This window comes from Shewanella sp. SW32 (assembly GCF_025653365.1).
Lineage (GTDB): Bacteria > Pseudomonadota > Gammaproteobacteria > Enterobacterales > Shewanellaceae > Shewanella > Shewanella oncorhynchi.
Genome location: NZ_JAKKSJ010000033.1, coordinates 1 through 23,809 on the forward strand (window position 1 = coordinate 1; position 23,809 = coordinate 23,809).

The following is a 23,809-nucleotide window of genomic DNA, read 5'->3' on the forward strand; positions in this document are numbered from 1 at the left end:
AAGCAGTGGAAAAAACGATATGGTTATCATCGCCGTTCAATCTCAGAAACCGCCATGTACAGGATAAAACAACTGCTAGGAGGCACGTTGAGCATGCGGAATTATAACGCTCAGGTGGGAGAAGCTTACGCGATGATTAGGGCTTTGAACAAGCTTACTGGGCTAGGTATGCCTGAAACCCACTATGTAGCTTGATATTTGAACAATGATGAGAGTTTTGTTCGCTGACTCGATTTAGGAAACAAAGCCCCGCAATAACCACAAATCAAACCACCATGGCGCATTAATTCAAGCTGGTGCTACACCTGTTTATTTAGAAACGGCACGTAATCCCTTCGGATTTATTGGTGGCATTGATGCCCACTGTTTCCAAGAGTCCTATTTAAGAGAGCAAATTCGTGAAGTCGCGCCAGAAAGAGCCGATGAAAAACGCCCATTCCGCTTGGCGATAATCCAACTCGGCACCTATGACGGCACCATCTACAATGCTCGACAAGTTATTGATAAAATTGGCCATCTTTGTGACTACATCTTATTTGACTCGGCTTGGGTGGGTTATGAACAGTTCATCCCTATGATGAATGACTGCTCACCACTCTTGCTCGAACTGACTGCTGAAGATCCAGGCATTATCGTGACTCAGTCGGTACATAAACAGCAGGCGGGTTTCTCACAAACCTCGCAAATCCATAAAAAAGATAAACATATCAAAGGCCAAGATAGATATTGCAACCATAAACGCTTCAACAACGCCTTTATGATGCATGCCTCTACCAGTCCCTTCTATCCTTTATTTGCGGCGCTAGATGTAAACGCGAAAATGCATGAAGGCGCAAGCGGTCGTTATCTGTGGCGCGAAGCGGTAAAAGCGGGTATCGAAGCACGTAAGCTATTGCTCAAAAAGTGTAAATATATCAAGCCATTCGTGCCAACAATGATCGACGGCCGCCTATGGCAAGACTATGAAACCGAACAAATGGCCGATGACTTACGTTTCTTCGAATTCGAACCTGGTCAGAAATGGCACTCCTTCGAAGGTTATGAAAAAGGCCAATACTTTGTTGACCCTTGTAAGTTCTTATTAACAACACCGGGCATCGATGCTGAAACAGGCAAATATACCGAATTTGGTATTCCAGCGACTATTCTGGCTAACTTCTTACGGGAAAATAATATTATTCCAGAGAAGTGCGACTTGAATTCGATTTTATTCCTAATGACACCTGCGGAAGATATGGCCAAGATGCAACATCTGGTATCACAAATATCTCGTTTCGAGAAATTAGTCGATGAAGATGCGCCATTATCTGAAGTATTACCTAACGTTTATAACGCCAATAAAGCCCGTTATAAAAACTATTCTATCCGCCAACTCTGCCAAGAAATGCACAATCTTTATGTCAGCCATGACGTAAAACAACTGCAGAAAGAAATGTTCCGTAAAGCGCATTTTCCTACAAAAGTGATGGACCCGCAGGAAGCAAACCTAGAGTTTATTCGTGGCAAAGTAGAATTAGTCCCACTCTCGCAAATTGAAGGAAGAATTGCAGCAGAAGGCGCACTCCCTTACCCACCAGGCGTGTTATGTATGGTGCCAGGTGAAATATGGGGCGGTTCTGTTCAGCGTTATTTCCTTGCCCTTGAAGAAGGCATCAACCTATTACCTGGATTCTCACCAGAACTGCAAGGTGTTTATCTCGAAAATACCGCAGACGGCAAAATTCAAGCAATGGGCTATGTACTAAATAAATAATGAAGACTGACTGCAGGGTTTATTAACCCCACTCTGCAGTCAAATTCATGCCTCCTATAATAAGTCACCTAAATTAGGTTATTAGTATGAGTAAATCAGAAAATAAAATTGGCGTCGTCCAATTAACTATTATCACCATAGTCAACATGATGGGTTCGGGCATTATTATGCTACCAACCCAATTAGCTCAAGTCGGTACTATCTCCATTTTATCTTGGTTAGTAACAGCAGCAGGGTCAACTGCCCTCGCCTTCGCCTTTGCTAAGTGCGGTATGTTCAGTAAAAAATCCGGTGGTATGGGCGGTTATGCCGAGTATGCCTTCGGCCGTTCTGGCAACTTTATGGCCAACTACACCTATGCCGTCTCGCTGTTAATCGCCAACGTCGCGATTGCCATCTCTGCCGTGGGTTACGCAGCCGTGTTGCTGGAAGTTAACTTAAGCCCGATGGCAATTTGTCTTGCGACCATTGGCGTACTTTGGTTGGCAACCATTGCTAACTTCGGTGGTGCACGTATCACGGGTCGCGTCAGTAGCGTGACTGTGTGGGGGATTATTCTGCCAGTGATTGGCGTATCTTTAATTGGTTGGTTCTGGTTTGACATCGACCTCTATAAAGGCGCATGGAACCCGCATGATATGCCATTCTTCAAAGCGTTAGGCGGTTCTATCGCTATGACTTTGTGGGCGTTCCTCGGTTTAGAATCGGCCTGTGCAAACTCAGAAGCCGTCGATAACCCAGAAAAAAACGTACCTATCGCCGTGATGGGCGGTACCTTAGGTGCAGCAGTGATTTATATCGTTTCCACTAACGTCATTGCTGGTATTGTGCCAAATGCCGAGCTTGCCATGTCGAATGCGCCATTCGGTTTAGCCTTTGCACAAATGTTTAATCCAGTAGTCGGTAAAATCGTGATGGCCTGCGCCATTATCTCCTGTACTGGATCACTCTTAGGTTGGCAGTTCACTATTGCCCAAGTGTTTAAAGCCTCTGCTGATGAAGGATTTTTTCCTAAAATATTCTCTAAAGTCAGTAAAGCCGATGCGCCAATTTGGGGCATGACTATTATCGTCTCGATCCAAACAGCATTATCACTGATGACCATTAGCCCATCACTGAGTAAGCAGTTCGAAGCACTCGTTAACCTCGCCGTCGTCACCAACATTGTGCCTTATATCTTATCTATGGCCGCGCTTGGCATAATGCAAAGACAGCAAAAAGTGCCTATCAATAAAGCCCGCGTTGCCAACGTGATCGCCGTAATCGGTGCGTTATATAGCTTCTACGCTCTGTACAGCTCAGGCGAAACCGCAGTGATGCTTGGCGCCATAGCCACCTTCTTCGGTTGGACAATTTTCGGCGTGATCTCAAACCAAGCGCCTGTTGCCGACACACGTCCAGCCTAAATACGGCTAACGCATGATCGGAAACAATTAATACCAACATCCACATCAAGACTAACGATAACTCAGGGATCATAGGCCAAGCCTATGATCCCCTGGAGAATACTTGCTCATTATCGGGGGATTTATGAATAAGACTTGTCTCGCTTTAGTGTTACCTATGCTATTAACGGCCACCAGCAGTCAGGCGGTTGAACTCTATAAAGATCAAAAAAACACCTTAGATTTAACGGGTTGGTTAGGGTTTGCAGCATTAAATGACAGCCACGATACTTCAGTTATCGACGACTCGTCACGCCTAAGATTCAGCTTCGAGCGCAGCGAGAAAAATGGCTGGACCGCTTTCGCTACCACAGAATGGGGGATCAACATGGTCTCCAGCGACGATGGGCTAGTGATGCAAGGGGGCAAACTCGCCGCCGAAAAAACCGATGATTTTCTCTATAACCGCTTAGGTTATGTTGGCATGTCCCATGATACATGGGGCAACCTGAGTTTCGGTAAACAATGGGGCGCCTATTACGATGTCGCAGGCACTACAGATTTACCGAACGTATTTGCAGGTTACAGCGTTGGCGCTTACACCTTCGGTGATGGCAGTCTCACAGGTACAGGCCGTGCCGATTCCGCCTTCATTTACCGTAATCATTTAGGCCCAGTACAAATCGCCCTGCAATATGCAGCCAAAACCAATGGTGATGTCAGCCTAAAAAACGATGACGGTAGCGAGATGACCAACTCAGAACTGAGTTTTGACAGCAGCTACGGCGCCAGTATCACTTATGCGGTAACCGATAAATTTAAGCTACTCGCAGGTTTTAACCGCGGTGATTTTGAAGGCCACTTAGGCAATACTCAAGTCGATGAAACCAATGAAATTGTCGGCATTGGTGCCATGTATGGTGACTACTATCACTATGCCGAAGGACGTGAGGCCAACGGTCTCTATGTGGGCTTTAACGCTCACAAAAGTAAAAATAATGAACTGGTCAACGGCGATCTCTACGACGCCACTGGTGCCGAGTTGATGACGGCCTATCAATTCGACAACGGTTTTGTGCCTATGGTTGTACTCAGTTATTTAGATTTAGACACAGATGCAACTACGCCTATCCAAGGTAAATGGACTCGCCAATTTGCCATGCTGGGACTGCATTATCGCTACAGTAACGACACTGTGATGTTTGCCGAGATGAAGCTAGATTTCAGTGATATGGATGATCCTGCACTCGAAGCACAGGAAGACAACAGCTTCGCAGTCGGGATTAATTACTTCTTTTAAGGCTCAAGGGGATATTAACCAAGGTTGCTAAAGCGCTCATTCAACTTTGGCATTCCTTAGTCGCATGAAGCAGGACGATTTTGAGTATAAGTCTTTAGTGACAGTTCTAATCACATGTTGAGTTAAATCATGTTTAGCAGGATAGGCAGCTCGCGTCATCGCTCATATGCGTGAGCTTATTTGAGACTGAGGTGCGGCGCACGTTCCGTCTACAAACACTCGCCGTAACACTCATTGGATGGTACCGCAGGCTTACCATTATCTCTACGCCACTCCAAGTTAGTTTCTGGAGTGGCTTTTTTTCTAAAAAATTGAGCGGTTTAAGCCGATGTGCATTACGACTTTGCGCTTGACTTCAATGGCCAACGTTGACCTTACCCTTCGCCATTTATCGCATTAATACAGCGTTGTACGACTTCTTCGAAAGTGCCATCTATGCTCACTTGGATAACGTCAGCTTCATCGGTCGCGGGCATTTCCAGCGTGTCGAACTGACTCTTGAGTAGCTCAATCGGCATAAAGTGGGCTTTTCTGGCAAACATGCGTTCTTTGACTAATTCAAAATCTCCATATAGATGAATGAACACCAGCTTGCTGTTGTTCTGACGGATTAAGTCACGATACTGACGACGCAGTGCAGAGCAGACAATAACCCCCTCTTCACCCTTTTGCTCAATGCTATACACAGCATCGTTGATGCGCTCAAGCCAAGGAGCACGATCGCTATCATTGAGCGGTGAGCCAGATTTCATCTTGATAATATTGGCTCTAGGATGCAGATCATCACCATCAATAAATTTCGTCTCTAACGCCTTTGCGACCGCGGCACCAATCGAAGATTTGCCACAACTAGAGACGCCCATGAACACATAGCTATTGCCTTTTTTTCTCTCAGTCACTTTGTTAACCTCATGCCAATTCTCGAATTTAGTCACTTCCCACTCTACCATATTACGGGTAACATGTTACCGGTAACCTACAAAAATGTGGACAACTTAACTAACAAGGAAAAGTCCTCTTATGTCTGATATGTCATTGATTCTGACAGCGCTGGGTTCAATTGCCCTGCTACTGTTCTTAGTGATGAAAGTGAGATTACATGCAGTAGTATCACTGATACTGGTGTCGATCATTGCCGGCCTTTTCTCTGGCATGAACCCAGCTGATATTACCAATACAATTCAACAAGGTATGGGGGGAACACTGGGCTTTGTTGCGGTGGTGGTCGCTTTGGGAGCCATGTTTGGCCGGGTAATGGAAGAGACTGGCGCGCTAGATCAGATAGCCCATACACTGCTGAATAAATTTGGTAACGACAAAGCTCACTGGGCCATGACCTTTACAGGCTTTATCTGTGCGCTCCCCCTCTTCTTCGACGTTGCTGTGGTACTGCTGATTGGCATCGCCTTTGCCGTGGTTCGTAAAGGGGGCGGCAGCGTCGTTAAAATTGGTATTTCACTGCTCGCGGGTATTGCCACATGTCAGGCATTTCTCATCCCTGCACCGGGGCCTATTTTGGTCGCTTCCCAGCTCAATGCCGACTTTGGCTACATGATAGTCTTCGGTTTATTGGCATCGATTCCGGCGATGATTCTAGGCGGCCCACTCTTTGCCAGCCTCATCTCCCAAAAAGTCCATGTTGAGCTGCCTGCCCACGAGCAGCAGGAAAAAGGTGAACGAGAAGGTGGACCAATCCCCTCATTTGCGCTATCAATCAGTATTGTGGTGTTCCCACTGCTGCTTATCGGTTTAAAGACAGTGGTGTCACGCTTTATTGATGAAAAATCCGATCTGCATAATTGGCTCGCCTTGATAGGTCATCCATTCACCGCCATTTTGCTAGCCTGTTTAATCGCATTCTATGTACTGGGCGTGAGACGCAATATTCCCAATGAGCGCATCATGGAAATCTGTAGCAGTGCGTTACAACCTGCTGGGATCATTATTCTCGTCACCGGTGCTGGCGGCGTGTTCAAGCAAGTGCTGATTGACTCGGGTGTCGGCGATGCATTAGGCAATATGTTGGCAGGTTCGGGATTACCGATTGTAATACTGGCATTTATTTTGTCGGCTTCGGTGCGCGTAATCCAAGGGTCGGCAACCGTGGCCATGTTAACGGCTTGCGGCCTTATCATCCCAATACTTGAACCACTAAACTTAGATGGTGCTCAATTGGCGGCAATTACGATTGCCATTGGCGGTGGTTCGATTGTGCTCTCACACGTCAATGACTCAGGCTTCTGGCTCGCTAACCGTTTTCTTGGATTGTCAGAAAAACAAACACTGCAAACTTGGACTGTAATGGAGACCATTATCGGCACGACGGGCGGCATAGTTGCAGTCATCATCTCTGCGTTTCTCTAACGATAACCTGTGATGATAAACATAAGTCGTTAAGCGAAAGAACGAGGGGAAGTCTACAGTGTTTCCCCTAAATCAATACGATAGCCAAGATCGATAACCGATTCTGCTATCTCTTTGCCATTTAGCCTGTCTAATAGCTCAGTGGCAGCAATTCGACCAATCTCTTTTCTTGGCGTAATAATGCTCGCCAATTTTGGCGTCATAGATTGGCCAATATCATGGCCATGAAACCCTGCAACGCCAATTTGTTCAGGGATCTTGATGCCTTGTCTTTGACACTCAAATATCACCCCCGCCGCCAAATCATCGTTGGTGCAGAAAAAGCTATCCACATAGGGATATTTCGCTAATGTTTGTTGCAATAACGACGCCCCCAACGAAAACGACGAGGCCTCATTTGTGGTCATCGCCAAAGGTGTAAGCTGAGCTTGCTGCATCGCTAACTCGTAGCCTCGCATCTTAAGCTGAGTGCGAATATCCATGCGCGCGCCTAGGTAGGCAATGTGGCGATAGCCTTGTGCAATCATGGCCTTAACCATTTCGCATGCGGCCGCGGTGTTATCGAAACCCACACACTGTTGAATAGAAGGCGACACGCTATCCATCATTTCGATGACCGGAATGCCCGCCGTTTCAATCATTCGCACGGTACGCGGCGTGTGGTAACTTTCGGACAAGAGTAAGCCATCGATATTGTAAGAGAGCAGTGATGCCACCCGCTCTTCTTCTAATTCGGCCTGATACCCGTAGTGAGCCAGCATGGTTTGATAACCGCGTTTGCCGGTCACATTCTCGATACCGCGCAGCACTTCAGCAAATACTTGGTTGGTTAACGAAGGCACTAACACGCCAATAGCGCGACTGGTTGCTTGCGCTAAAATTTCCGGCGCGCGATTAGGAATATAACCTAAGGTTTCTAGTGCGACAGCAATCTTCTCTTGAGTGCTTTGCGCCACCCTTGTTGGATTTTTTAAATAGCGACTCACCGTCATTTTGGTGACCCCAACTTGATCGGCAACGTCTTGAAGACTGGGTCTACGCTTTTTATTCATAGTATCTAATGTTAGTTAACGAACCGCGGATATGGGTAAGATGTATAGCTAAAATATCGAATATAAACAAATAGTAGACATAAACATCAGACAGGGATCTTATAATAGTTCGCCCAGCGATACCAGTTGAGGACTATTTTAGCGGCATGACCATGCTAGCTAGGCCACTCCAAACTCATATCTGGAGCGGCCTTTGAACATTATTTGTGATGGCGAAAAGTGTTACTTAGCCTGTTGGCGACCCTGAGAGGGCTTTCCTGCAGGTTTACCACCCGTTTTTGATGGGTTTCCGCCTTGAGCACTGCTGTTCGCTTGAGCGCCGCCGGCCTTAAAACCAGACTGGCCGAAGGGCGCTTTTGCTCCCGGACGGCTCGAATGGACTCCACTAGGTTTAGAGCCAGTTGGTTTAGATCCCGTTGGCTTAGCGCCATTCGCTGCTGGTTTTCCACCTTTAGCTGCTGGTTTTGACTCAGCACCAGCCTGAGTTTGCGCGCCGCATTTCGCCGCACCTTTAGATTTTCCATCGCCCTTGCGGTCATCAAATTGATTGCCCGAGAAGCGCGTAAAGGCTTTTTGGCCTTGGTTAGCATCTTTCATCCACTTAGGTCCGCGCTCATTTCGACCTTCTGGCGGCACTAACTGATGCGGACTATTACCGATCAAGTCTTCACGCCCCATGGCGGTTAAGCCTTCACGGATTAATGGCCAACCCGCAGGATCGTGATAACGCAGCAATGCTTTGTGCAAGCGACGTTGGCGCCCTTTCTTCGGCACAGATACCACTTCGCTGGTGTGCTTGACGTTTTTCAGCGAGTTTAACTCGGTATGATAAATCGTGGTCGCATTCGCCATCGGTGACGGATAAAAGTTCTGTACTTGGTCGAGCTTGAACTTACGCTCCTTCAACCACAGCGCTAAGTTCACCATGTCTTCGTCGGTCGTGCCTGGATGCGCCGAAATAAAGTAAGGGATCAGGAACTGCTCTTTACCCGCTTCCTTAGAAAACTTGTCGAACAATTCTTTAAACTTATCGTAGGCGCCCATGCCGGGTTTCATCATCTTGCTGAGCGGACCTTCTTCGGTATGCTCAGGGGCGATTTTTAAGTAGCCGCCCACATGGTGCTGCACTAACTCTTTAACGTAAGCCGGATCTTCGATCGCCAAGTCGTAACGCACGCCAGAGGCAATCAATACTTTCTTGATGCCAGGGACGGCACGCGCCGCGCGGTACAGGTCGATAGTGTGTTTATGATCTGTGCCTAAGTGGCCGCAAATCGATGGGAACACACAGGATAAACGCCGACAGGTTTTTTCGGCCTTTTCGCTAGTACAACCTAAACGATACATGTTGGCGGTTGGGCCACCTAAATCGGAAATCACCCCAGTAAAGCCAGGCACTTTTTCCTGAATATCTTTGATTTCTTTAACAATCGACTCTTGTGAGCGACTCTGAATGATTCGACCTTCATGCTCGGTAATCGAGCAGAAAGAACAGCCACCAAAGCAACCACGCATGATGTTGATAGACGTCTTGATCATGTCATAGGCAGGAATTTTTTCCTTGCCGTAAATCGGATGAGGAATACGCTGGTAAGGTAAATCGAATACGGCATCCATCTCATCGGTATTAAGCGGCCATGCGGGCGGATTCACCCAAACGGCGCGGTCGCCATGGGGTTGAAATAACGCACGGGCACAACCTGGGTTTTGCTCTTGGTGCAAAATCCGTGAAGCATGGGCATATAAATATTTGTCTTCAGAGACTTTTTCAAACGCTGGCAGCAGCACATAGGTTTTATCCCATGGCTTAGGTTTAGGCGGTTGAACGCTAATAGGCTTAGGTGCTTCGTTATCGAATATCTTCACATCCGACGGGCCAGACAAGTTAGCACAGCCCACATCATCGGCGCCGTAAGGATTCGGCAGCGGCTCTATCTTGTGCAGTTGGTCAATCTTGCGCGAGTCCATACCGCGCCATTCGGGCAGCGGCTCTTTACGGATAACGGCTGTGCCGCGCACATCGTGCAGCGAGCTAATGGGTTCGCCGGCAGCTAAGCGGCGTGCCACTTCAACTAAAGGACGCTCGGCGTTGCCGTACATCAAAATGTCGGCCTTGGCATCGAAAATCACACTGCGACGCACTTTGTCCGACCAATAATCGTAATGGGCGATGCGGCGTAAACTGGCTTCGATACCACCAATAATCACAGGCACATCTTTAAAGGCTTCTTTACAACGCTGGGTGTACACAGTCACGGCGCGATCTGGGCGCTTACCACCAATATCCCCCGCAGTATAAGCATCATCGGAGCGTAAACGACGGTCGGCGGTGTAACGGTTAATCATCGAATCCATGTTACCGGCGGTGACGCCAAAAAACAGATTCGGGCGGCCCAATTGCATAAAGGCTTCTTTGCTCGACCAATCTGGCTGGGAAATAATCCCAACTCGGTAACCTTGAGCCTCTAACATACGGCCGATCACCGCCATGCCAAAGCTTGGGTGATCCACATAAGCGTCGCCTGTGACTATGATGATGTCACAGCTATCCCAACCAAGCTTATCCATCTCCTTGCGAGACATAGGTAAGAAAGGCGCAGTGCTGTCGCCCGTGGCCCAATACTTGGGATGACTAAAGAGTGTGGATTCAACTTGCATGGATTGTGACCCGAAAACGTAATGTCAAATAAAGGCGCCACGAAAATAAGTTACGCCAATTTAGGGACGCGGAGTATAGCAGGGAATGGAGGATAGATGCGATTAAAAAAACACCAATCGAGGCATTTTCAGGGGTATTTGAGCCAGAAGCGTAATACCCCTAAATCCGCTATGGATATGGCTTAGGGCGGAATTGACCGCCCAAACCTGCGAGCCTAGAGACCCTTTCCTAAACCTTGAGCAAAATGCAGCAAATTCACCAACGCCAAACTGATAATCACTAGCCAAGTGAGCAATACGCCCCAAAAACGACCAAAATGGTAACCACCTTGGCCTTGAGTTAAGCCAATAGCATGGAGTAAGCGCGCCACTATCCACACAGTCCCAAAACAGTGTAAATAAAATGCAGGCAAGCCACCCGCTTCGGCCACCAGCATTAAAATCAATACGATAGGCGCATTTTCGATCAGGTTAACATGCACTCGATTAGCCAAAGCTAAGGCGCTGTTACCACCATCCCCTAGGCCGATTTTCTGACCTCGCCTTAATTTCACTACTCGATAAGCCAAAGCGACAATTAATAGCCCTGTGAGGCTAGCGTAAAGACCCGTTACCATCAAAGACATGCCTATTTCCCCTTATCAAAAAGCTGACTATAGCCCGAGCTGCAAAAAATCAGCAATTTATTTGTATTAAGGTTAAAAGCCATTAACCTTTTATAGACAAGATAGGTTAATATGCGCGCGTCATTCCCTACAACTTTTTATACAGTGAATACCCCGATTGGATAACGACGAGTTTATCGAAAAACGCAGATTTATCATAAAGCTAGGCAAAGCCTTGCATAAGTTTGGCACACCCGCTTATCGTCTAGAAACCCACTTACAAACCGTTGCTCGCACCTTAGGTATCGAAGGCTATTTCCTTATATCTCCAACGTCGATGACCTTCGTTTTGCAACATGATACCGATCAAGAATATAACCATGCAGCTCGCGTTAAGCCCGGTGAACTCGATTTAGGTTCACTCGCCCGCACCGATGAATTGGTCGATGAGTTAACCTCAGGTAAACGCACTTTGGCCGAGGCCTTAGATCGCTTAGAAGAAATCGCCAATAAACCCAACCCCTATGGCCCTGTATTAACTTGCTTTTCTTTTGGAACTTCTGCCGCCGCTTTCGCTATGCTGATGGGCACGGGTTGGAACGATGTATTTTGGTCAGGATTATTAGGCTTATTCGTCTATGGCTTGGTATATCGTGCCGAACGCTCTGCCCGCATGGCAGAAGTGCTCGAACCCTTCGCCACTATCCTTTGCGCTATCGCAGCCTGTGGCATAGCGCGTATCGATCCAAATATTAATATCCCAGTAGTGATCCTCTCCTCCATTATTATTTTTATTCCCGGCTTAGCCTTAACCTTAGGTTTAGCCGAACTCGCCGCACGGGATTTAATTTCTGGCACGGCGCGCATCATGGATGCGAGCATGCAATTATTTAAGCTGTACTTTGGTGCAGTGCTCGGCATGGCAATCGGTAAGGCTATGTTCGGCGAAGCGATTCACATAGAACCTGAGGGTTTACCTCGCTGGGCAATTTGGTCGGCGGTTCCGATTCTATCTATGGCGCTGGTTTTTATCTTCAAAGCAAGGATGCAAGATTCGCCTTGGGGCGTATTGGCTGGGATAGTGGCGTTTTTCTCAGCCATGCTCGGCGGACATTATTTTGGTGATTCGGTGGGGATCTTCTTTGGTGCCTTGGCAGTAGGAATTTATTCTAACCTCTTCGCCCGCTGGATGAAGGCGCCAGCCTCCATCGCCCTGTTGCAGGGAATAGTGATCTTAGTCCCCGGCAGTAAAACCTATATCGGACTCAATGCACTGATCTCAGGTGAGACCATGCTCAATCAGTCGCACATAGGCTCGCAAATCTTTCTGATTTTTATGTCGCTGATTGCGGGGCTCATCTTTGCTAACGTCGCTGTCCCACCTAGGCGTACACTGTAACAATCGCTAATCCGGCTGGAGCCCGCGCCCAGCCGCCACCTCAAGATAGTCTTAAGCTAACCTTAAGTAAAATAAGAAACTTATTAAAATGTTTCCTTGACTAACACTCGTTTTCCATGTGTTATTAAATTGTGAATTGCAACGTGAAATTGTTTTCGCTGCAGTCGTCGATTTCATGGGAGTGGCCTTTTATGCAGAAATTTTTTCAGTATGCATGCATCCTATCTTGTTGTGTTGGCAACCTAATCAGGGTTGCCCAAGCAGAAGAGGCTAAGCTCGCCGATCCCGCAAACCAAGATCAAACAAAACAAAAAGTCAGCAAGATTGTGGTGGTCAACAACCCCATTTTTGATGAGTCAGATCCCGATGCTTTTTTCATTCACCGCTGGGCTAACGCCCTGCATATCAATACCAAAGAATATGTGGTTCTCGATAATCTAACCTTCAGCGAAAATGATACTGTTACACAAAAAGATCTCGACGAATCCCAACGCCTGTTACGCGCAGTACCTTACATTCGCGACGCCAAAATTTATATCGCCGAGAAAGATCCCCAAGCCGATGTCGATCCATCCGTTGAGTCCGTGGTGGTGGAGACCTGGGATAATTGGTCATTATTACCGACAGCGAGTTTAAGTAGTTCAGGTGGCGACACCCGTTACTCCTTCGGGCTCAAAGAAGACAACTTGCTTGGAACTGGGATCCGCACTCGACTTAAATATCAATCTAATGAATCCCGGAATGGCTATAAATTTGCTTTCGAAGCGCCGCTCAGCATTATTGAGCACGGCACAGTTGCCGCTGAGTTCTACGACAATAGCGACGGCCAAGCTAAACACGTTTATGTCAGTAAGCCCTTCTATTCCCTCAATACGAGTACCATGTATTCGGCGGAGTTTTTAGACGATAACCGTACAGATACCCTCAGACAAAATGGACAAGAGGTGAATGAGTTCACACACACAGTCGACTATCTCAATCTGCAATATGCCTGGTTAATTAATAAAAACAGTCGGCACCTTTCTCGCTTTATTACTGGTGTCACCCAAGACAAGCACGAGTTTGCCCATTCTGAGCGCTATCCTACTTCCATGCTCCCTCAAGACAGGGACTTTATGTACCCTTGGGTCGCCTACGAGTTTATCGAAGATGATTTCCACGTACTGAATAATGTTCACCTGATCACCAACAATGAAGACTTTAACTTAGGTTGGCATCACTATGTACAATTCGGCATAGAAACCAATGATATAGGTGATAACAATCCCTTAGGCTACCACGTTAACTGGCAAAGCACTGGCGGGTATAAGTTTAACGATCAACTGTGGCTGTTAGAAATGGGGGGGACAAGCACTATCGGCACCACCCAAAAAGATACTTATAAGGTCGATATTCAAGCCGAATACTTCTATCAAATTCATCCTAAGTGGACGGCTTATGGCAAAGCTTGGGCTAGCCTTTCACAGAACACTTATCTGGATCTAACAAAAGGATTAGGGGATGAAACTGGCGTGCGCGGTTATCCAAACGAATACCAACAAGGGGATAATCAGTGGTTACTGACCGCCGAGATACGCAATTACCCCAATATCAACTTATACCAACTGGCTGAATTAGGCTGGGCAGTCTTTGCCGATCTGGGTCAAGCCTCCGGCGGCCAACTCGCCGAGAATAACGAAGTCAGCGGACCACTGGGTAGCATAGGCATAGGCGCGCGGATTTATTCCTCTCGATCCAGCTATGGCAACGTAGCCCATATTGATTTTTCACTCCCTTATACGGGCGGCGAGTCAGTAAACAGCTGGGAATGGCGATTCCTAGTGAAAAGCAGTTTTTAAACTAAGGTACATAATAATCGTATGAACTATGTACTTTTTAAGACAATCTTTGGCGCCTTGTGGCCTAAAATAATCCTGACGCTATCTGCCTGACCTCCTGTTCAACCCTCTGTACCAGAGAAGCGTCTGCCAATATGGGAGAACCGCAATTAAAGGGAGGTTTAGGATCATATTCAAACAATAACTGCAGTGTTTTAGCCTGTTGTTCACCCTCTATATTGGCAATGAGTGCCAAAGCAAAATCGAGCCCTGCAGTAATACCGCCGCCACTGATCCGATTACGGTCAATCACAATACGTTTATTTTCAAAGGTAATTTGAGGATATTGTACCAACACTGAAGCATAAGCCCAGTGAGTGGTCGTACGATAACCATTAAGTAAACCTGTTGCCGCAAGAATCAAGGCACCAGTGCATACAGATGTAATGTATTGTGCTTGCTCCCCCTTGCATTTTAAGAAAGAAATGACTTGCTCATCCTGTATTTGCGCCAAAGGATTTGCGCTCCCAGGCACTAAAAGGATATCTATCGGCGGACAATTATCGAAATCGTAATTAGGCTGTAAGTTAACGCCCGCATCACAGGGTAATAGCGTGCTGGTTTTCGCAAAAGTGAAGGTTTCAAATGATGGCACAAAGGCTAAAAACTGTAGTGGCCCATAGGCATCGAGCATCGTCATGCCGGGATAAAGGAAAATACCTACTCTTAATTTGTGCTTGATTGGATTATTTGTTTTATCACTTTGAGCCGCTTCAATATTTTCACTCATCACAGATTCTCCATCGGTAGTGACAATTTCATATTTCAGGTAACACTGTCGTTGCAGTTAACCCTATGACCGTCACTATAAAGCCCATTATTCCTAACCATCAGGCACAAACTCGCCCGAATGTTTCAAATGGTACACCTGAGCCTATCTGTTCCACTTAAGCAAAAATCACAACACAAGAGCCATTGAGGCTAATGTATAATCAAACGCCTGAATTGAATTTGGAGCAAAATCCAGTATGCACACCAAGCCCCACATGCGCATAGAACAAAGCCCACGAGCGATGCTCAAGGTTCTCCACGTTTTCAAGGAAATGCTTAAACAACAAGATTATCGTGATATTGCAGTGGCAGATATTGCGCACAAAGCCGATGTCGGGCGCACGACGTTTTATCGCTACTTCAAACGCAAGTTGGATATTCTTATTGCACTACATCAAAATATTTTTGAAAATATCTTTGAAGATCTACGGTCAACCGAAGACTGGCTTTCAACTAACACACCACCCTCATTGGAAAAACTGCTTATTACTTTTAGCCGAAACAGCATGTTTCGCCGCTCCATGTCATTTAGACTAGGTAGCGACCTCGATGCAGCAACTAAACAATTACAAACTAAACTTGTGCAACATATCGAAAATAAATTGATCAACACCTTCAACACTGACGAATTTATTATTCCAAGCTACACATTAGCCCATAGCATATGGGCTCTTTATTTAAGCCAAATTCAACAACTTATCGCCAGTCCCACACCTTGTCCTATACAACAAGCAAAATACTTACACTTACTGACTCGAGGCATAATTGTAGCGGCATTGACGACAACTAATAGCAGCGAAACCCACACCAATGGAAATCATTAAGGTAAAAATCACAGCATTTACATCATTCTCAAGCGATGAGTTTGGTAATCCAACGCAAGCCAAAAGTGCTACGCAGTAGTTTTACAGTGCTGTTATGGCGCATTTGAAACAGACAGCCAAGGCTAAAACTGACGATTAAACCTGGTGTCGACCCTATAAAATCACGACTGCTTTGCACTAATTGTCGTTTCCTCATCAGTAACAAATCATGCTGCAACTGGCCTTGTTCCGTCAGCACAGTCAGCTTCAACTGCTGTTTTTTAAGTAACTGTTGAATTAGCATACTCGCGCCCCCTATTTTTGATGTTCCGACTCTCGAGTCGAGAGCAAAAGCTGTAATTGCTGCCAAGTCTTCGAAAAGCCAGTTTGTGACAGCACATAGCCAAGACTACGCCAACACCAAAGCAATAAAACAAACTGTAGCACCACCAAAGCGCTCACTGTGGCCAATAACGAACCGCTCAATTGAAACAGCATATAGCCCAACAGCAATAAAATACTGCCCCAGAATAACGTAATGCCAGTACCAAAACAGACGACTAAAGCCGCAGCGATAATCAGGCTACGCCCTGTTAACCGCCATTCTGCAGTTGCTATTTTCCCGGCCAACTTCAACTGCTCGAGATAGGCTTGCTTCACTGAACTACTAAGAACAGCTATTTCAGCCAGTTGCTCCATTGCCTGATCAATAACTTTATGCTGGGCAGCAGCTGATGCTGTCTGCCCAGTTTTGGCGGTTTGCGCACTATGCTGGACGGGCCTTTGTTCTGGCGCCTCTGACCTTGCACGGTTTTGCATAAATCCACCTTAGCGACGGCGCAATAAAGCCGTTAATACCACACCAGCGGCAAAGGCAATCCCAGCTGTAGCCAATGGATTTTGCGCTGCCAATTCACGGGTTTTGCTATAAGAACTTTGCAGTTGTAATTTGATTTCCTCCTGCTTGAGCGCCAGAGTTTCCTGTGAGCTAGCCGCCGTTTTACGCAAAGTGTCTTCTGCAACTGCGGCTTTCTCTGCCACTGCATCAACTGCATGGTGCGTCACTTCAGTTGCTTTCGCTGTTGTGGGTGAATTTAAAGCACCGCTATCTTTACTGTTAGTTTGTTCTGCTACGCTTTTTGAACTGGCCATAAAAAGCCTCCTTGGTGAACACTGTGCAATGCAACAAGATGCTGCACTTTGCGTACAAACCAATGCAATGGCTATACCAAACAATATAAACACATAAAAACAAAAGGTTAGAACTCCATTATTTCTATTAACCCTCCAAGTTAACTGTAGATGTTACCTGCATTGAGTAATTTTTACCTACCCTATCAATACGTCACTTATTCGCTTGCTGCAGTAACGCTGCAATGCCGTAGAGTATAGGCGTAGCATGATCAAAAAAAGCACGAAATCCAGAACACAAGTAGTTCAAACCAAGCTCGCCATCTGGTGCTCGAATGAGACGATTTTTAGGACATTCTCCCCAGCACAATTTGAGATGCGAGCACTGTAAACAATAACTGGGCAGATTATCGCGCTTTGCCATCCCAAAGGCTTCTTGGCGAGTCGAAAAAACCAGATCATTCAAACCGTCTTTGGCAATGTCGCCAAGTTCGTATTCAGGATAAACATAGTGATCACAGGAATACACTTTGCCATCGTGCTCTACCGCAATGCCTTTGCCGCAAAACTCCGCCATCACGCAAATTTGAGCCGGCAAGCCCATCACCTGCGCAACTGCGGTCTCAAATAAGTTCACTAATACTCGGCCTAAATCATGATTCACCCACTCTTCAAACACGGCTATCAAAAAGCGCCCCCACTCATCGGGATCAACAGACCAATCAGTGACCACAGACATAGGATGCCCAGGTTTAGCAAGCTCCGTACCTATGATAGGTAACATCTGCTCTTGCCAAAATTGTGGTGCGGTTTGCTTAAAATTATTCGCCTCAACACAAGGGGTAAATTGAATATAGGTGGCGCCGAGTTCTTGGGTAAGAAAACGATAAACCTCTAACGGATACATCACATTATGACGATTGATGACGGTCAAGGCATTGAAGGGAACTTGATGCTTTCTCAGCACAGCAGCCGCAGCCATTACTCGCTCAAATGTGGGTTTGCCGCTACGGGTGACGCGATATTTATCATGTAATGCTTGTGGACCATCAATTGACAAGCCGACGAGGAAATCATTCTCTTTGAGGAAAATCGCCCAGTTATCATCAAGTAGAATGCCATTAGTCTGTAAGTCATTTTTAATATTTACATTACTAGGCGCGTAAACTTTCTGTAGCTGGACGACTTTGTTAAAAAAATCCAGCCCCATGAGGGTAGGCTCACCGCCCTGCCATGAGAACACTATTTCATCGCCATCTTGGCTGTTAATGTAATTTTCGATAAACAATGCCAGTGTATCATCGGACATATATGTCTGCTTCGGTTGCCCTAACAACTCAGCTTTATGCAGATAGAAACAGTACTGACAATCAATATTACATTTCGAACCACTAGGCTTAGCCATCGCATGAAAACGTCGCACATATTCTGGGGTGTCACTCAAATCTTTCTTGGCTGTCAATAAGGGAATCACAGGCATATACGTGCTCTTTTTCATGGAAATAACACCATTTAAATTAATCCAATAAAACAAGTGCCCTGAATGCAATCGCACGCAGGACACATGAACACACGTTACTTTGTTTACTTTACAAAACTTGCTGGCTTTTGCCTGGGCGGGTAAGCGGCTAATGTTTGCTTCATTTTGGCGACTTCCGCCAGTGCTGGCATCATAATAAATGCATGGTCATACCACCAACGTTCGTATCCGATTCCAGTGTCTCCACGTTCGAAAGGATCGGTTTCCATATCAAAGAGCAAGGGCGCACGTAGCTGAGTAAAAGGCTCACGCCACACATCCATTCCGTTACTTTTCTGAATGTTAAAATGTATCTTCCAACGGCCATAACGCATAGCTAATAAGTCGCCATCATCACTCCAGTAGAAGAAGTTTTCCCGTGCGGTTGCCCCCTTACCTTCGATGAGTTTACTCTGGTCAAAGCCATCAAGATGAACCTTGTAAGTTATGTCGTTAACTTTATAGCCATTGAGCAGCTTGTCTTTCACTTGAGCGTCACCAGCAGCGGCCAATAATGTAGGAAACCAATCTTCACTGGCAAACATCTCCCTAATCACTGAACCCGGTTGAACATGCCCAGGCCATTTAATCATCGCAGGCACCCTAAAACCGCCTTCCCAGCCAGTATTTTTTTCACCGCGAAACGGTGCCATGCCAGCATCAGGCCAAGTGGCAATCATAGGACCGTTATCTGTGGTATAGATAATGATAGTGTTATCGTCTATGCCTAACTGCCCCACTTTATCGAGTAGCTTCCCCACTTGGTCATCATGCTGCAGCATGCCATCAGCATAAGTATTTAAGCCCGTTTTATCTTTGTATTCAGGGGGAACATGCGTCCAATTATGCATTCTAGAAGGATTCACCCACATAAAGAATGGCTTATCAGCCTTCACTTGACGGGTCATAAAATCAGCAGCAGCAGACATGAACTCATCATCTACTGTTTCCATGCGCTTACGCGTTAAAGGGCCAGTATCAACCACATCACCCGGAGTTGGCGCTACGCTGCCCCTAGGACTGTCTTTTTCGGCACTTTTTGCGGTTGCTTTCAACACCCCTCTTGGCGCAAAGTTTTTCAAAAACGCGGGATCTTTAGGATAATCCGCATTCTCCGGTTCTTCCTCGGCATTGAGGTGATATAAATTGCCGTAAAACTCATCGAATCCATGTCGAGTTGGCAAATACTCATCCCGATCGCCCAAATGATTTTTACCAAATTGGCCCGTGGCATAGCCCAGATTTCGCAACAAAGTAGCCATGGTCGGATCTTGCTCTGAAATACCCACCTTCGCCCCTGGAAAACCAACTTTACTCAGCCCAGTACGAATAGGCATTTGTCCAGTAATAAATGCCGAGCGGCCCGCTGTCGAACTCTGCTGAGCATAATAGGATGTAAACTTGGCGCCTTCTTTGGCGATCCTGTCAATATTAGGTGTGCTGTAACCCAGCATACCTTGGTTAAAGGTACTGAGATTCCAATAACCAATATCATCGCCCATAATCACTAATATATTCGGTTTATTTGCAGCGTAGATATTAGTTATATTACCGCCCAAGATTAACGTCACCGCTGTGGTAAGTAATTTTTTCTGCATGTGCATAATCCTTTCCCTCTCCTTGCTGTGATAATAAATTTATTATTTTTTATCCCGCAGCCATCGATTAATATAATAACCTGCACTCTGTAATTAAAACCGTTCCCATCTACAGAAGCTCTACACATTTCCACAAGGCTTTGTGCCATCGTTCAATATTTGATATCACCCTAATGAGATAATTTTATAAATTACTTTGCGGGTAAATACTGACCAAATGCATTGACCACACCTAAATCATGATTAATTTCATCATTTTCAAAAGCTATGTTGCCATTAATTATTACGGTATCAACTAGATGTGAATTTCGATTGACCAAACGTTGTAAATCAAAGTTTTCCATTTCAGCCCAACTGACCTGCTCTAAATCCAAATTAAAATACTCAGGATTAATAATGACAATATCAGCTCGATCACCTTGACGAATTTTCCCAGCGTCAATACCAAACCAATCGGCCTGATCACCAGTCATCTTCCACACCGCTTTTTCCATGGTCATAATTGCTTTACCTTCATCCATGCTTTCTTTAACTAACTTCAGCATTCTTAGCGGTAAATTATAAAAAGCCATATTTCGGATATGCGCACCAGCATCGCTAAAGGTGATCAGCGACTTATCATCCCCGACCATTTTCTTCAGCACGTCTTTTCGATGATTCGCGACTGTAGTGTACCAGCGCAGCTTAGTGCCAAATTCAACGACTAAATCAAGAAATAGATCAACAACATGCACATTACGGCTCTTAGCCACCTCAGAAAAGTTTTTGCCTATGATGCTATTATCGGGACAATCTAAAATAATCGCGTCGCCAAAATCCCGCTGCCACACTCTCGGACTTAACTTTTCCCCATAAAACTTCCTGAAGTTTCTGCGATAGGTTTCATCTTTTAATAATGCGTTACGCTCCACTTCGGCTTTTAAGTTTAAAGCCATCTCACCCGCGCCAAACTCTTCAAAGAACACCACATCAATGCCATCGGCATAAACGGTAAAAGGAGTAGGCAACACTTGCCAGCGAAAATCCCCCCTAAAGAAATTAGTCACTTGCGCCGCAATATTAGTGATCTTGCTTAAATAAACACTGCCCTTTAGATCCATTCGACTAATTAACGTTGTTTTTAACGGCTTTTTAAACAGTCCCATGCATTCACGCATATACTGATTAACTTGCAATATAGCGGCAGCATTCGGCGCCCCTTGATGCACACGATCAAACTTGCGCACCAGCGCATTTAGACGCGAGATCTCTTTCCATGGCGCATAGGTACTCGGCAAGCTTTTAGACCAAGCCCTATCACCATCCAATTTGTCCCACTTTAACCGCATAGTCGACAGTCCAATGAAACCAATCTCTAACGCTTCCTCGAGCAAGTCCTCCATCTTTTTGATTTCACTAGCACTAGGCACAACATTACGATCGGTGGCCCTTAATAGCCCCATAACACCGACTCTTAAATCGCTATGACCCAACATAGTAATGACATTTGGTCCAAGCGGATGCCCCTTAACAAAATCAACCCATTCCTTAGGTGTACTCCAGGTTTTATGCTGCTTTAAAATAGGTAACACTTTTTCCCTCGGCACAGTCTCTACTCGGGTAAAGATATCGGCGGCATCTTCATAATCACTGCAAATCATGCTCAATGAACAACTACCCACCAGCACCGTCGTTACCCCATGACGCACTGACTCAGATAGGCTCGGGCTTACGATAAGCTCTGCATCATAATGTGTATGACTATCAATAAAACCAGGCATGACCCACTTGTGATTGGCGTCTATCACTCGGTGACTTTGAGATTCATCTAGAGCCGTATCGCTCACTCGCATAATCTTGCCGGATTTAATACCGATATTTTGAATTGTGGCAGTATTCCCCATGCCATCAAAATAGAGTCCATTTTTGATAATTATGTCAAATTGCATCCTAAGCCTCGCCTTGTTATTGTTATTAGTCCAACCTGCCTTGTAAGGTAACAACATTTAGATTACGCTTTGCTAATTCAAAATTCTTGTCATTTGACGACATTTAAAAACATGAAATAAACAATAAAAACAGTGATGTAACAATTTCGCAGTGGATTTTATGGAAAATATAAGACAGCAAAACTGTGCCGAGGAAAGAGGCCAATGGAGCAGGAATATTTGATCCGCAGCGGATCTCTTCAAGGTTATGCCGAGCTAATGACATCTTTACAGGGTGATACTCATGCGCTGTTAAAACAGGTGAACTTATGCATTGACGATCTTAAAACCCATGAAAAACTCATTTCATTCAATTCAATGCAAAAGCTACTAGAAATTAGTGCCGATCAACTTAATATGCCCCATTTGGGACTCACACTATCACAGCGACAAAATATTGAGATGCTTGGGCCTTTAGGATTATTAATGGCGAGTTGCAACACAATAAAAGAAGCAATCTATACGGTGCAGCGATATATGTCTGCCCACTCTCCCGCAGAAAATTGGATATTAAGTGAAATAGGCAATACCGCATCCATCACTCGCTTTGAATACGCAACCAATACCATCCCATTAAAACAAGTCAAAGAATTAGCGCTGGGGGCATGTTACAGGATGCTGACTTTATTCATAGGGAATCAATTTAATGCCATCAGGCTTGAATTATCCCATAGTGCAATTTCTGACATTAAAATTTATCGCCACATTTTTAAAACGGATGTAAAATTCAATCAAGATGCAGATAGAATTATTTTTGATAAAAAATATCTCGATTATCCCGTAATATTCAATAGCAAAGAGAGAAGTCAATATTTAGAAAATTACATTAATCTTGCAACCCAACCCTTTGATAACCTCGAACGCAAAATAATTAGCTTAATTTCACAGGGAATAGAAACCAATCAGTCATTACTGGACAGTATTTCTACCGTACTCAAGATGAATAAAAGAACCCTACAACGCCACCTGACAACGCAAAACATAAGTTTTAAGGATCTTGTGGCACATGTTAAGGGAACTAAAGCTTGTTGGTACCTTAGTGCGAGTCAAATGAGTATTACCGCTATCAGTGCCGCGCTGGGCTACCACGATTGTAGTGCATTTTCAAAAGCCTTTAAGAAACAACATGGATGCTCGCCACTGCAATGGCGCAACAACAAACAAAATACAGCGAATAAACCTAACGCTAGATAACAAAAAGCCCGTTTGTCATTACGACAAACAGGCTTTTTGTTGAATGAGGTGAGTTGGCCGATAAGCCGGGTCCTGTCTTGGACAGTCATTCATCTAGGCCTGCAATCGCTCACAGGCTCAAGCGACCTACCCGGTTCCAACGCGAGCCACGCCATACGGAACCCTATTTGGTCTTGCTCCGGGTGGAGTTTACCTTGCTACGAACTATTGCTAGCCGCACGGTGCGCTCTTACCGCACCCTTTCACCCTTACCGACCTGATAAATCAGGTAGGCGGTCTACTCTCTGTTGCACTTGTCGTCGGTTCGCACCGCCCAGGCGTTACCTGGCACCCCGCTCTTTGGAGCCCGGACTTTCCTCCCCGTTCTTGCGAACGCGGCGACTGTCTGGCCAACTCGGCGCGGATTATAGCCTAAGCCACCCTGATGCACCAC

Annotated in this window: 18 protein-coding genes, 1 other RNA gene and 2 pseudogenes; 9 read left to right on the forward strand and 12 right to left on the reverse strand. The window is 45.7% G+C overall.

The window, feature by feature from the left end:
- The 4 genes and pseudogenes from L5M28_RS18020 to L5M28_RS18035 all read left to right on the forward strand — a co-directional run.
- A pseudogene (locus tag L5M28_RS18020) lies at positions 1-195 on the forward strand (IS5/IS1182 family transposase); the annotation flags it as partial.
- 55 nt (positions 196-250) lie between these two features.
- Positions 251-1,753, forward strand: a pseudogene (gene speC, locus L5M28_RS18025) (ornithine decarboxylase); the annotation flags it as partial.
- Positions 1,754-1,839: 86 nt separating this feature from the next.
- Complete coding sequence (gene potE, locus L5M28_RS18030; protein ID WP_105250509.1) at positions 1,840-3,159, forward strand: putrescine-ornithine antiporter; 1,320 nt, start codon at positions 1,840-1,842, stop codon at positions 3,157-3,159.
- 124 nt (positions 3,160-3,283) lie between these two features.
- Complete coding sequence (locus L5M28_RS18035) at positions 3,284-4,438, forward strand: porin (protein ID WP_263204114.1); 1,155 nt, start codon at positions 3,284-3,286, stop codon at positions 4,436-4,438.
- A gap of 374 nt (positions 4,439-4,812) precedes the next feature.
- On the opposite strand, the gene L5M28_RS18040 is transcribed toward L5M28_RS18035, so the two are convergent.
- Positions 4,813-5,388: a gluconokinase gene (locus L5M28_RS18040; protein WP_411569184.1), complete on the reverse strand. Its 576-nt coding sequence runs from the start codon at positions 5,386-5,388 to the stop codon at positions 4,813-4,815.
- A gap of 70 nt (positions 5,389-5,458) precedes the next feature.
- On the opposite strand from L5M28_RS18040, the gene gntU reads away from it, so the two are divergent.
- Complete coding sequence (gene gntU / locus L5M28_RS18045) at positions 5,459-6,802, forward strand: gluconate transporter (RefSeq protein WP_105250511.1); 1,344 nt, start codon at positions 5,459-5,461, stop codon at positions 6,800-6,802.
- A 53-nt stretch (positions 6,803-6,855) separates the two neighbouring features.
- On the opposite strand, the gene gntR is transcribed toward gntU, so the two are convergent.
- The 3 genes from gntR to L5M28_RS18060 all read right to left on the reverse strand — a co-directional run bounded on the left by gntR (position 6,856) and on the right by L5M28_RS18060 (position 11,138).
- Positions 6,856-7,854 carry a gluconate operon transcriptional repressor GntR gene (gene gntR, locus L5M28_RS18050; protein ID WP_113941439.1) on the reverse strand — a complete coding sequence of 333 codons (999 nt, stop codon included), beginning with the start codon at positions 7,852-7,854 and terminating at the stop codon, positions 6,856-6,858.
- A gap of 222 nt (positions 7,855-8,076) precedes the next feature.
- Positions 8,077-10,512, reverse strand: coding sequence for a YgiQ family radical SAM protein (locus tag L5M28_RS18055; RefSeq protein WP_263204116.1), 2,436 nt, complete (start codon positions 10,510-10,512; stop codon positions 8,077-8,079).
- A gap of 215 nt (positions 10,513-10,727) precedes the next feature.
- Positions 10,728-11,138: an MAPEG family protein gene (locus tag L5M28_RS18060; RefSeq protein WP_263140982.1), complete on the reverse strand. Its 411-nt coding sequence runs from the start codon at positions 11,136-11,138 to the stop codon at positions 10,728-10,730.
- 157 nt (positions 11,139-11,295) lie between these two features.
- Here L5M28_RS18060 and L5M28_RS18065 point away from each other — a divergent pair, with 157 nt between their 5' ends.
- The gene (locus L5M28_RS18065; RefSeq protein ID WP_105250515.1) at positions 11,296-12,516 is read left to right on the forward strand and encodes a threonine/serine exporter ThrE family protein; all 1,221 of its coding nucleotides are present in this window, start codon (positions 11,296-11,298) and stop codon (positions 12,514-12,516) included.
- 191 nt (positions 12,517-12,707) lie between these two features.
- Complete coding sequence (locus tag L5M28_RS18070) at positions 12,708-14,354, forward strand: hypothetical protein (protein ID WP_263204117.1); 1,647 nt, start codon at positions 12,708-12,710, stop codon at positions 14,352-14,354.
- Between the two features lie 64 nt (positions 14,355-14,418).
- On the opposite strand, the gene L5M28_RS18075 is transcribed toward L5M28_RS18070, so the two are convergent.
- A complete protein-coding gene (locus L5M28_RS18075; protein ID WP_263196824.1) occupies positions 14,419-15,123 on the reverse strand; it encodes a DJ-1/PfpI family protein in 705 nt (234 codons plus the stop codon).
- A gap of 238 nt (positions 15,124-15,361) precedes the next feature.
- Here L5M28_RS18075 and L5M28_RS18080 point away from each other — a divergent pair, with 238 nt between their 5' ends.
- Complete coding sequence (locus tag L5M28_RS18080; protein WP_263196822.1) at positions 15,362-15,988, forward strand: TetR/AcrR family transcriptional regulator; 627 nt, start codon at positions 15,362-15,364, stop codon at positions 15,986-15,988.
- Between the two features lie 28 nt (positions 15,989-16,016).
- On the opposite strand, the gene L5M28_RS18085 is transcribed toward L5M28_RS18080, so the two are convergent.
- The 6 genes from L5M28_RS18085 to L5M28_RS18110 form a co-directional block, all read right to left on the reverse strand.
- The gene (locus L5M28_RS18085) at positions 16,017-16,271 is read right to left on the reverse strand and encodes a hypothetical protein (RefSeq protein ID WP_263204118.1); all 255 of its coding nucleotides are present in this window, start codon (positions 16,269-16,271) and stop codon (positions 16,017-16,019) included.
- Between the two features lie 11 nt (positions 16,272-16,282).
- Positions 16,283-16,786 (reverse strand): hypothetical protein, encoded by a 504-nt coding sequence (locus L5M28_RS18090; protein ID WP_131525396.1) that lies wholly within the window; start codon positions 16,784-16,786, stop codon positions 16,283-16,285.
- A 9-nt stretch (positions 16,787-16,795) separates the two neighbouring features.
- Entirely contained in the window at positions 16,796-17,119 is a 324-nt protein-coding gene (locus L5M28_RS18095; RefSeq protein ID WP_113941447.1) for a DUF883 C-terminal domain-containing protein, read from the reverse strand.
- 193 nt (positions 17,120-17,312) lie between these two features.
- Positions 17,313-18,596, reverse strand: coding sequence for an anaerobic sulfatase maturase (locus tag L5M28_RS18100; RefSeq protein WP_263196820.1), 1,284 nt, complete (start codon positions 18,594-18,596; stop codon positions 17,313-17,315).
- An 86-nt stretch (positions 18,597-18,682) separates the two neighbouring features.
- On the reverse strand, positions 18,683-20,221 hold the full coding sequence (locus L5M28_RS18105; protein ID WP_411569185.1) for an arylsulfatase: 1,539 nt from the start codon (positions 20,219-20,221) through the stop codon (positions 18,683-18,685).
- Positions 20,222-20,406: 185 nt separating this feature from the next.
- Positions 20,407-22,143 (reverse strand): N-acyl-D-amino-acid deacylase family protein, encoded by a 1,737-nt coding sequence (locus tag L5M28_RS18110; RefSeq protein ID WP_263204119.1) that lies wholly within the window; start codon positions 22,141-22,143, stop codon positions 20,407-20,409.
- Between the two features lie 204 nt (positions 22,144-22,347).
- Between L5M28_RS18110 and L5M28_RS18115 the strand changes: the two genes are divergently transcribed.
- Positions 22,348-23,376: an AraC family transcriptional regulator gene (locus tag L5M28_RS18115; protein ID WP_263196815.1), complete on the forward strand. Its 1,029-nt coding sequence runs from the start codon at positions 22,348-22,350 to the stop codon at positions 23,374-23,376.
- Between the two features lie 45 nt (positions 23,377-23,421).
- On the opposite strand, the gene rnpB is transcribed toward L5M28_RS18115, so the two are convergent.
- Positions 23,422-23,773, reverse strand: an RNA gene (rnpB, locus tag L5M28_RS18120) — RNase P RNA component class A.
- Between the last annotated feature and the right edge of the window lie 36 nt (positions 23,774-23,809).

Coding starts and splice junctions, on each gene's coding strand:
- L5M28_RS18075 (WP_263196824.1), bottom strand. CDS start 15,123: ATGAGTGAAAATATTGAAGCGGCTCAAAGTGATAAAACAAATAATCCA.
- L5M28_RS18105 (WP_411569185.1), bottom strand. CDS start 20,221: ATGCACATGCAGAAAAAATTACTTACCACAGCGGTGACGTTAATCTTG.
- L5M28_RS18095 (WP_113941447.1), bottom strand. CDS start 17,119: ATGGCCAGTTCAAAAAGCGTAGCAGAACAAACTAACAGTAAAGATAGC.
- L5M28_RS18035 (WP_263204114.1), top strand. CDS start 3,284: ATGAATAAGACTTGTCTCGCTTTAGTGTTACCTATGCTATTAACGGCC.
- potE (WP_105250509.1), top strand. CDS start 1,840: ATGAGTAAATCAGAAAATAAAATTGGCGTCGTCCAATTAACTATTATC.
- L5M28_RS18085 (WP_263204118.1), bottom strand. CDS start 16,271: ATGCTAATTCAACAGTTACTTAAAAAACAGCAGTTGAAGCTGACTGTG.
- L5M28_RS18070 (WP_263204117.1), top strand. CDS start 12,708: ATGCAGAAATTTTTTCAGTATGCATGCATCCTATCTTGTTGTGTTGGC.
- gntU (WP_105250511.1), top strand. CDS start 5,459: ATGTCTGATATGTCATTGATTCTGACAGCGCTGGGTTCAATTGCCCTG.
- L5M28_RS18115 (WP_263196815.1), top strand. CDS start 22,348: ATGGAGCAGGAATATTTGATCCGCAGCGGATCTCTTCAAGGTTATGCC.
- L5M28_RS18060 (WP_263140982.1), bottom strand. CDS start 11,138: ATGTCTTTGATGGTAACGGGTCTTTACGCTAGCCTCACAGGGCTATTA.
- L5M28_RS18110 (WP_263204119.1), bottom strand. CDS start 22,143: ATGCAATTTGACATAATTATCAAAAATGGACTCTATTTTGATGGCATG.
- L5M28_RS18055 (WP_263204116.1), bottom strand. CDS start 10,512: ATGCAAGTTGAATCCACACTCTTTAGTCATCCCAAGTATTGGGCCACG.
- gntR (WP_113941439.1), bottom strand. CDS start 7,854: ATGAATAAAAAGCGTAGACCCAGTCTTCAAGACGTTGCCGATCAAGTT.
- L5M28_RS18090 (WP_131525396.1), bottom strand. CDS start 16,786: ATGCAAAACCGTGCAAGGTCAGAGGCGCCAGAACAAAGGCCCGTCCAG.
- L5M28_RS18040 (WP_411569184.1), bottom strand. CDS start 5,388: ATGGTAGAGTGGGAAGTGACTAAATTCGAGAATTGGCATGAGGTTAAC.
- L5M28_RS18080 (WP_263196822.1), top strand. CDS start 15,362: ATGCACACCAAGCCCCACATGCGCATAGAACAAAGCCCACGAGCGATG.
- L5M28_RS18100 (WP_263196820.1), bottom strand. CDS start 18,596: ATGAAAAAGAGCACGTATATGCCTGTGATTCCCTTATTGACAGCCAAG.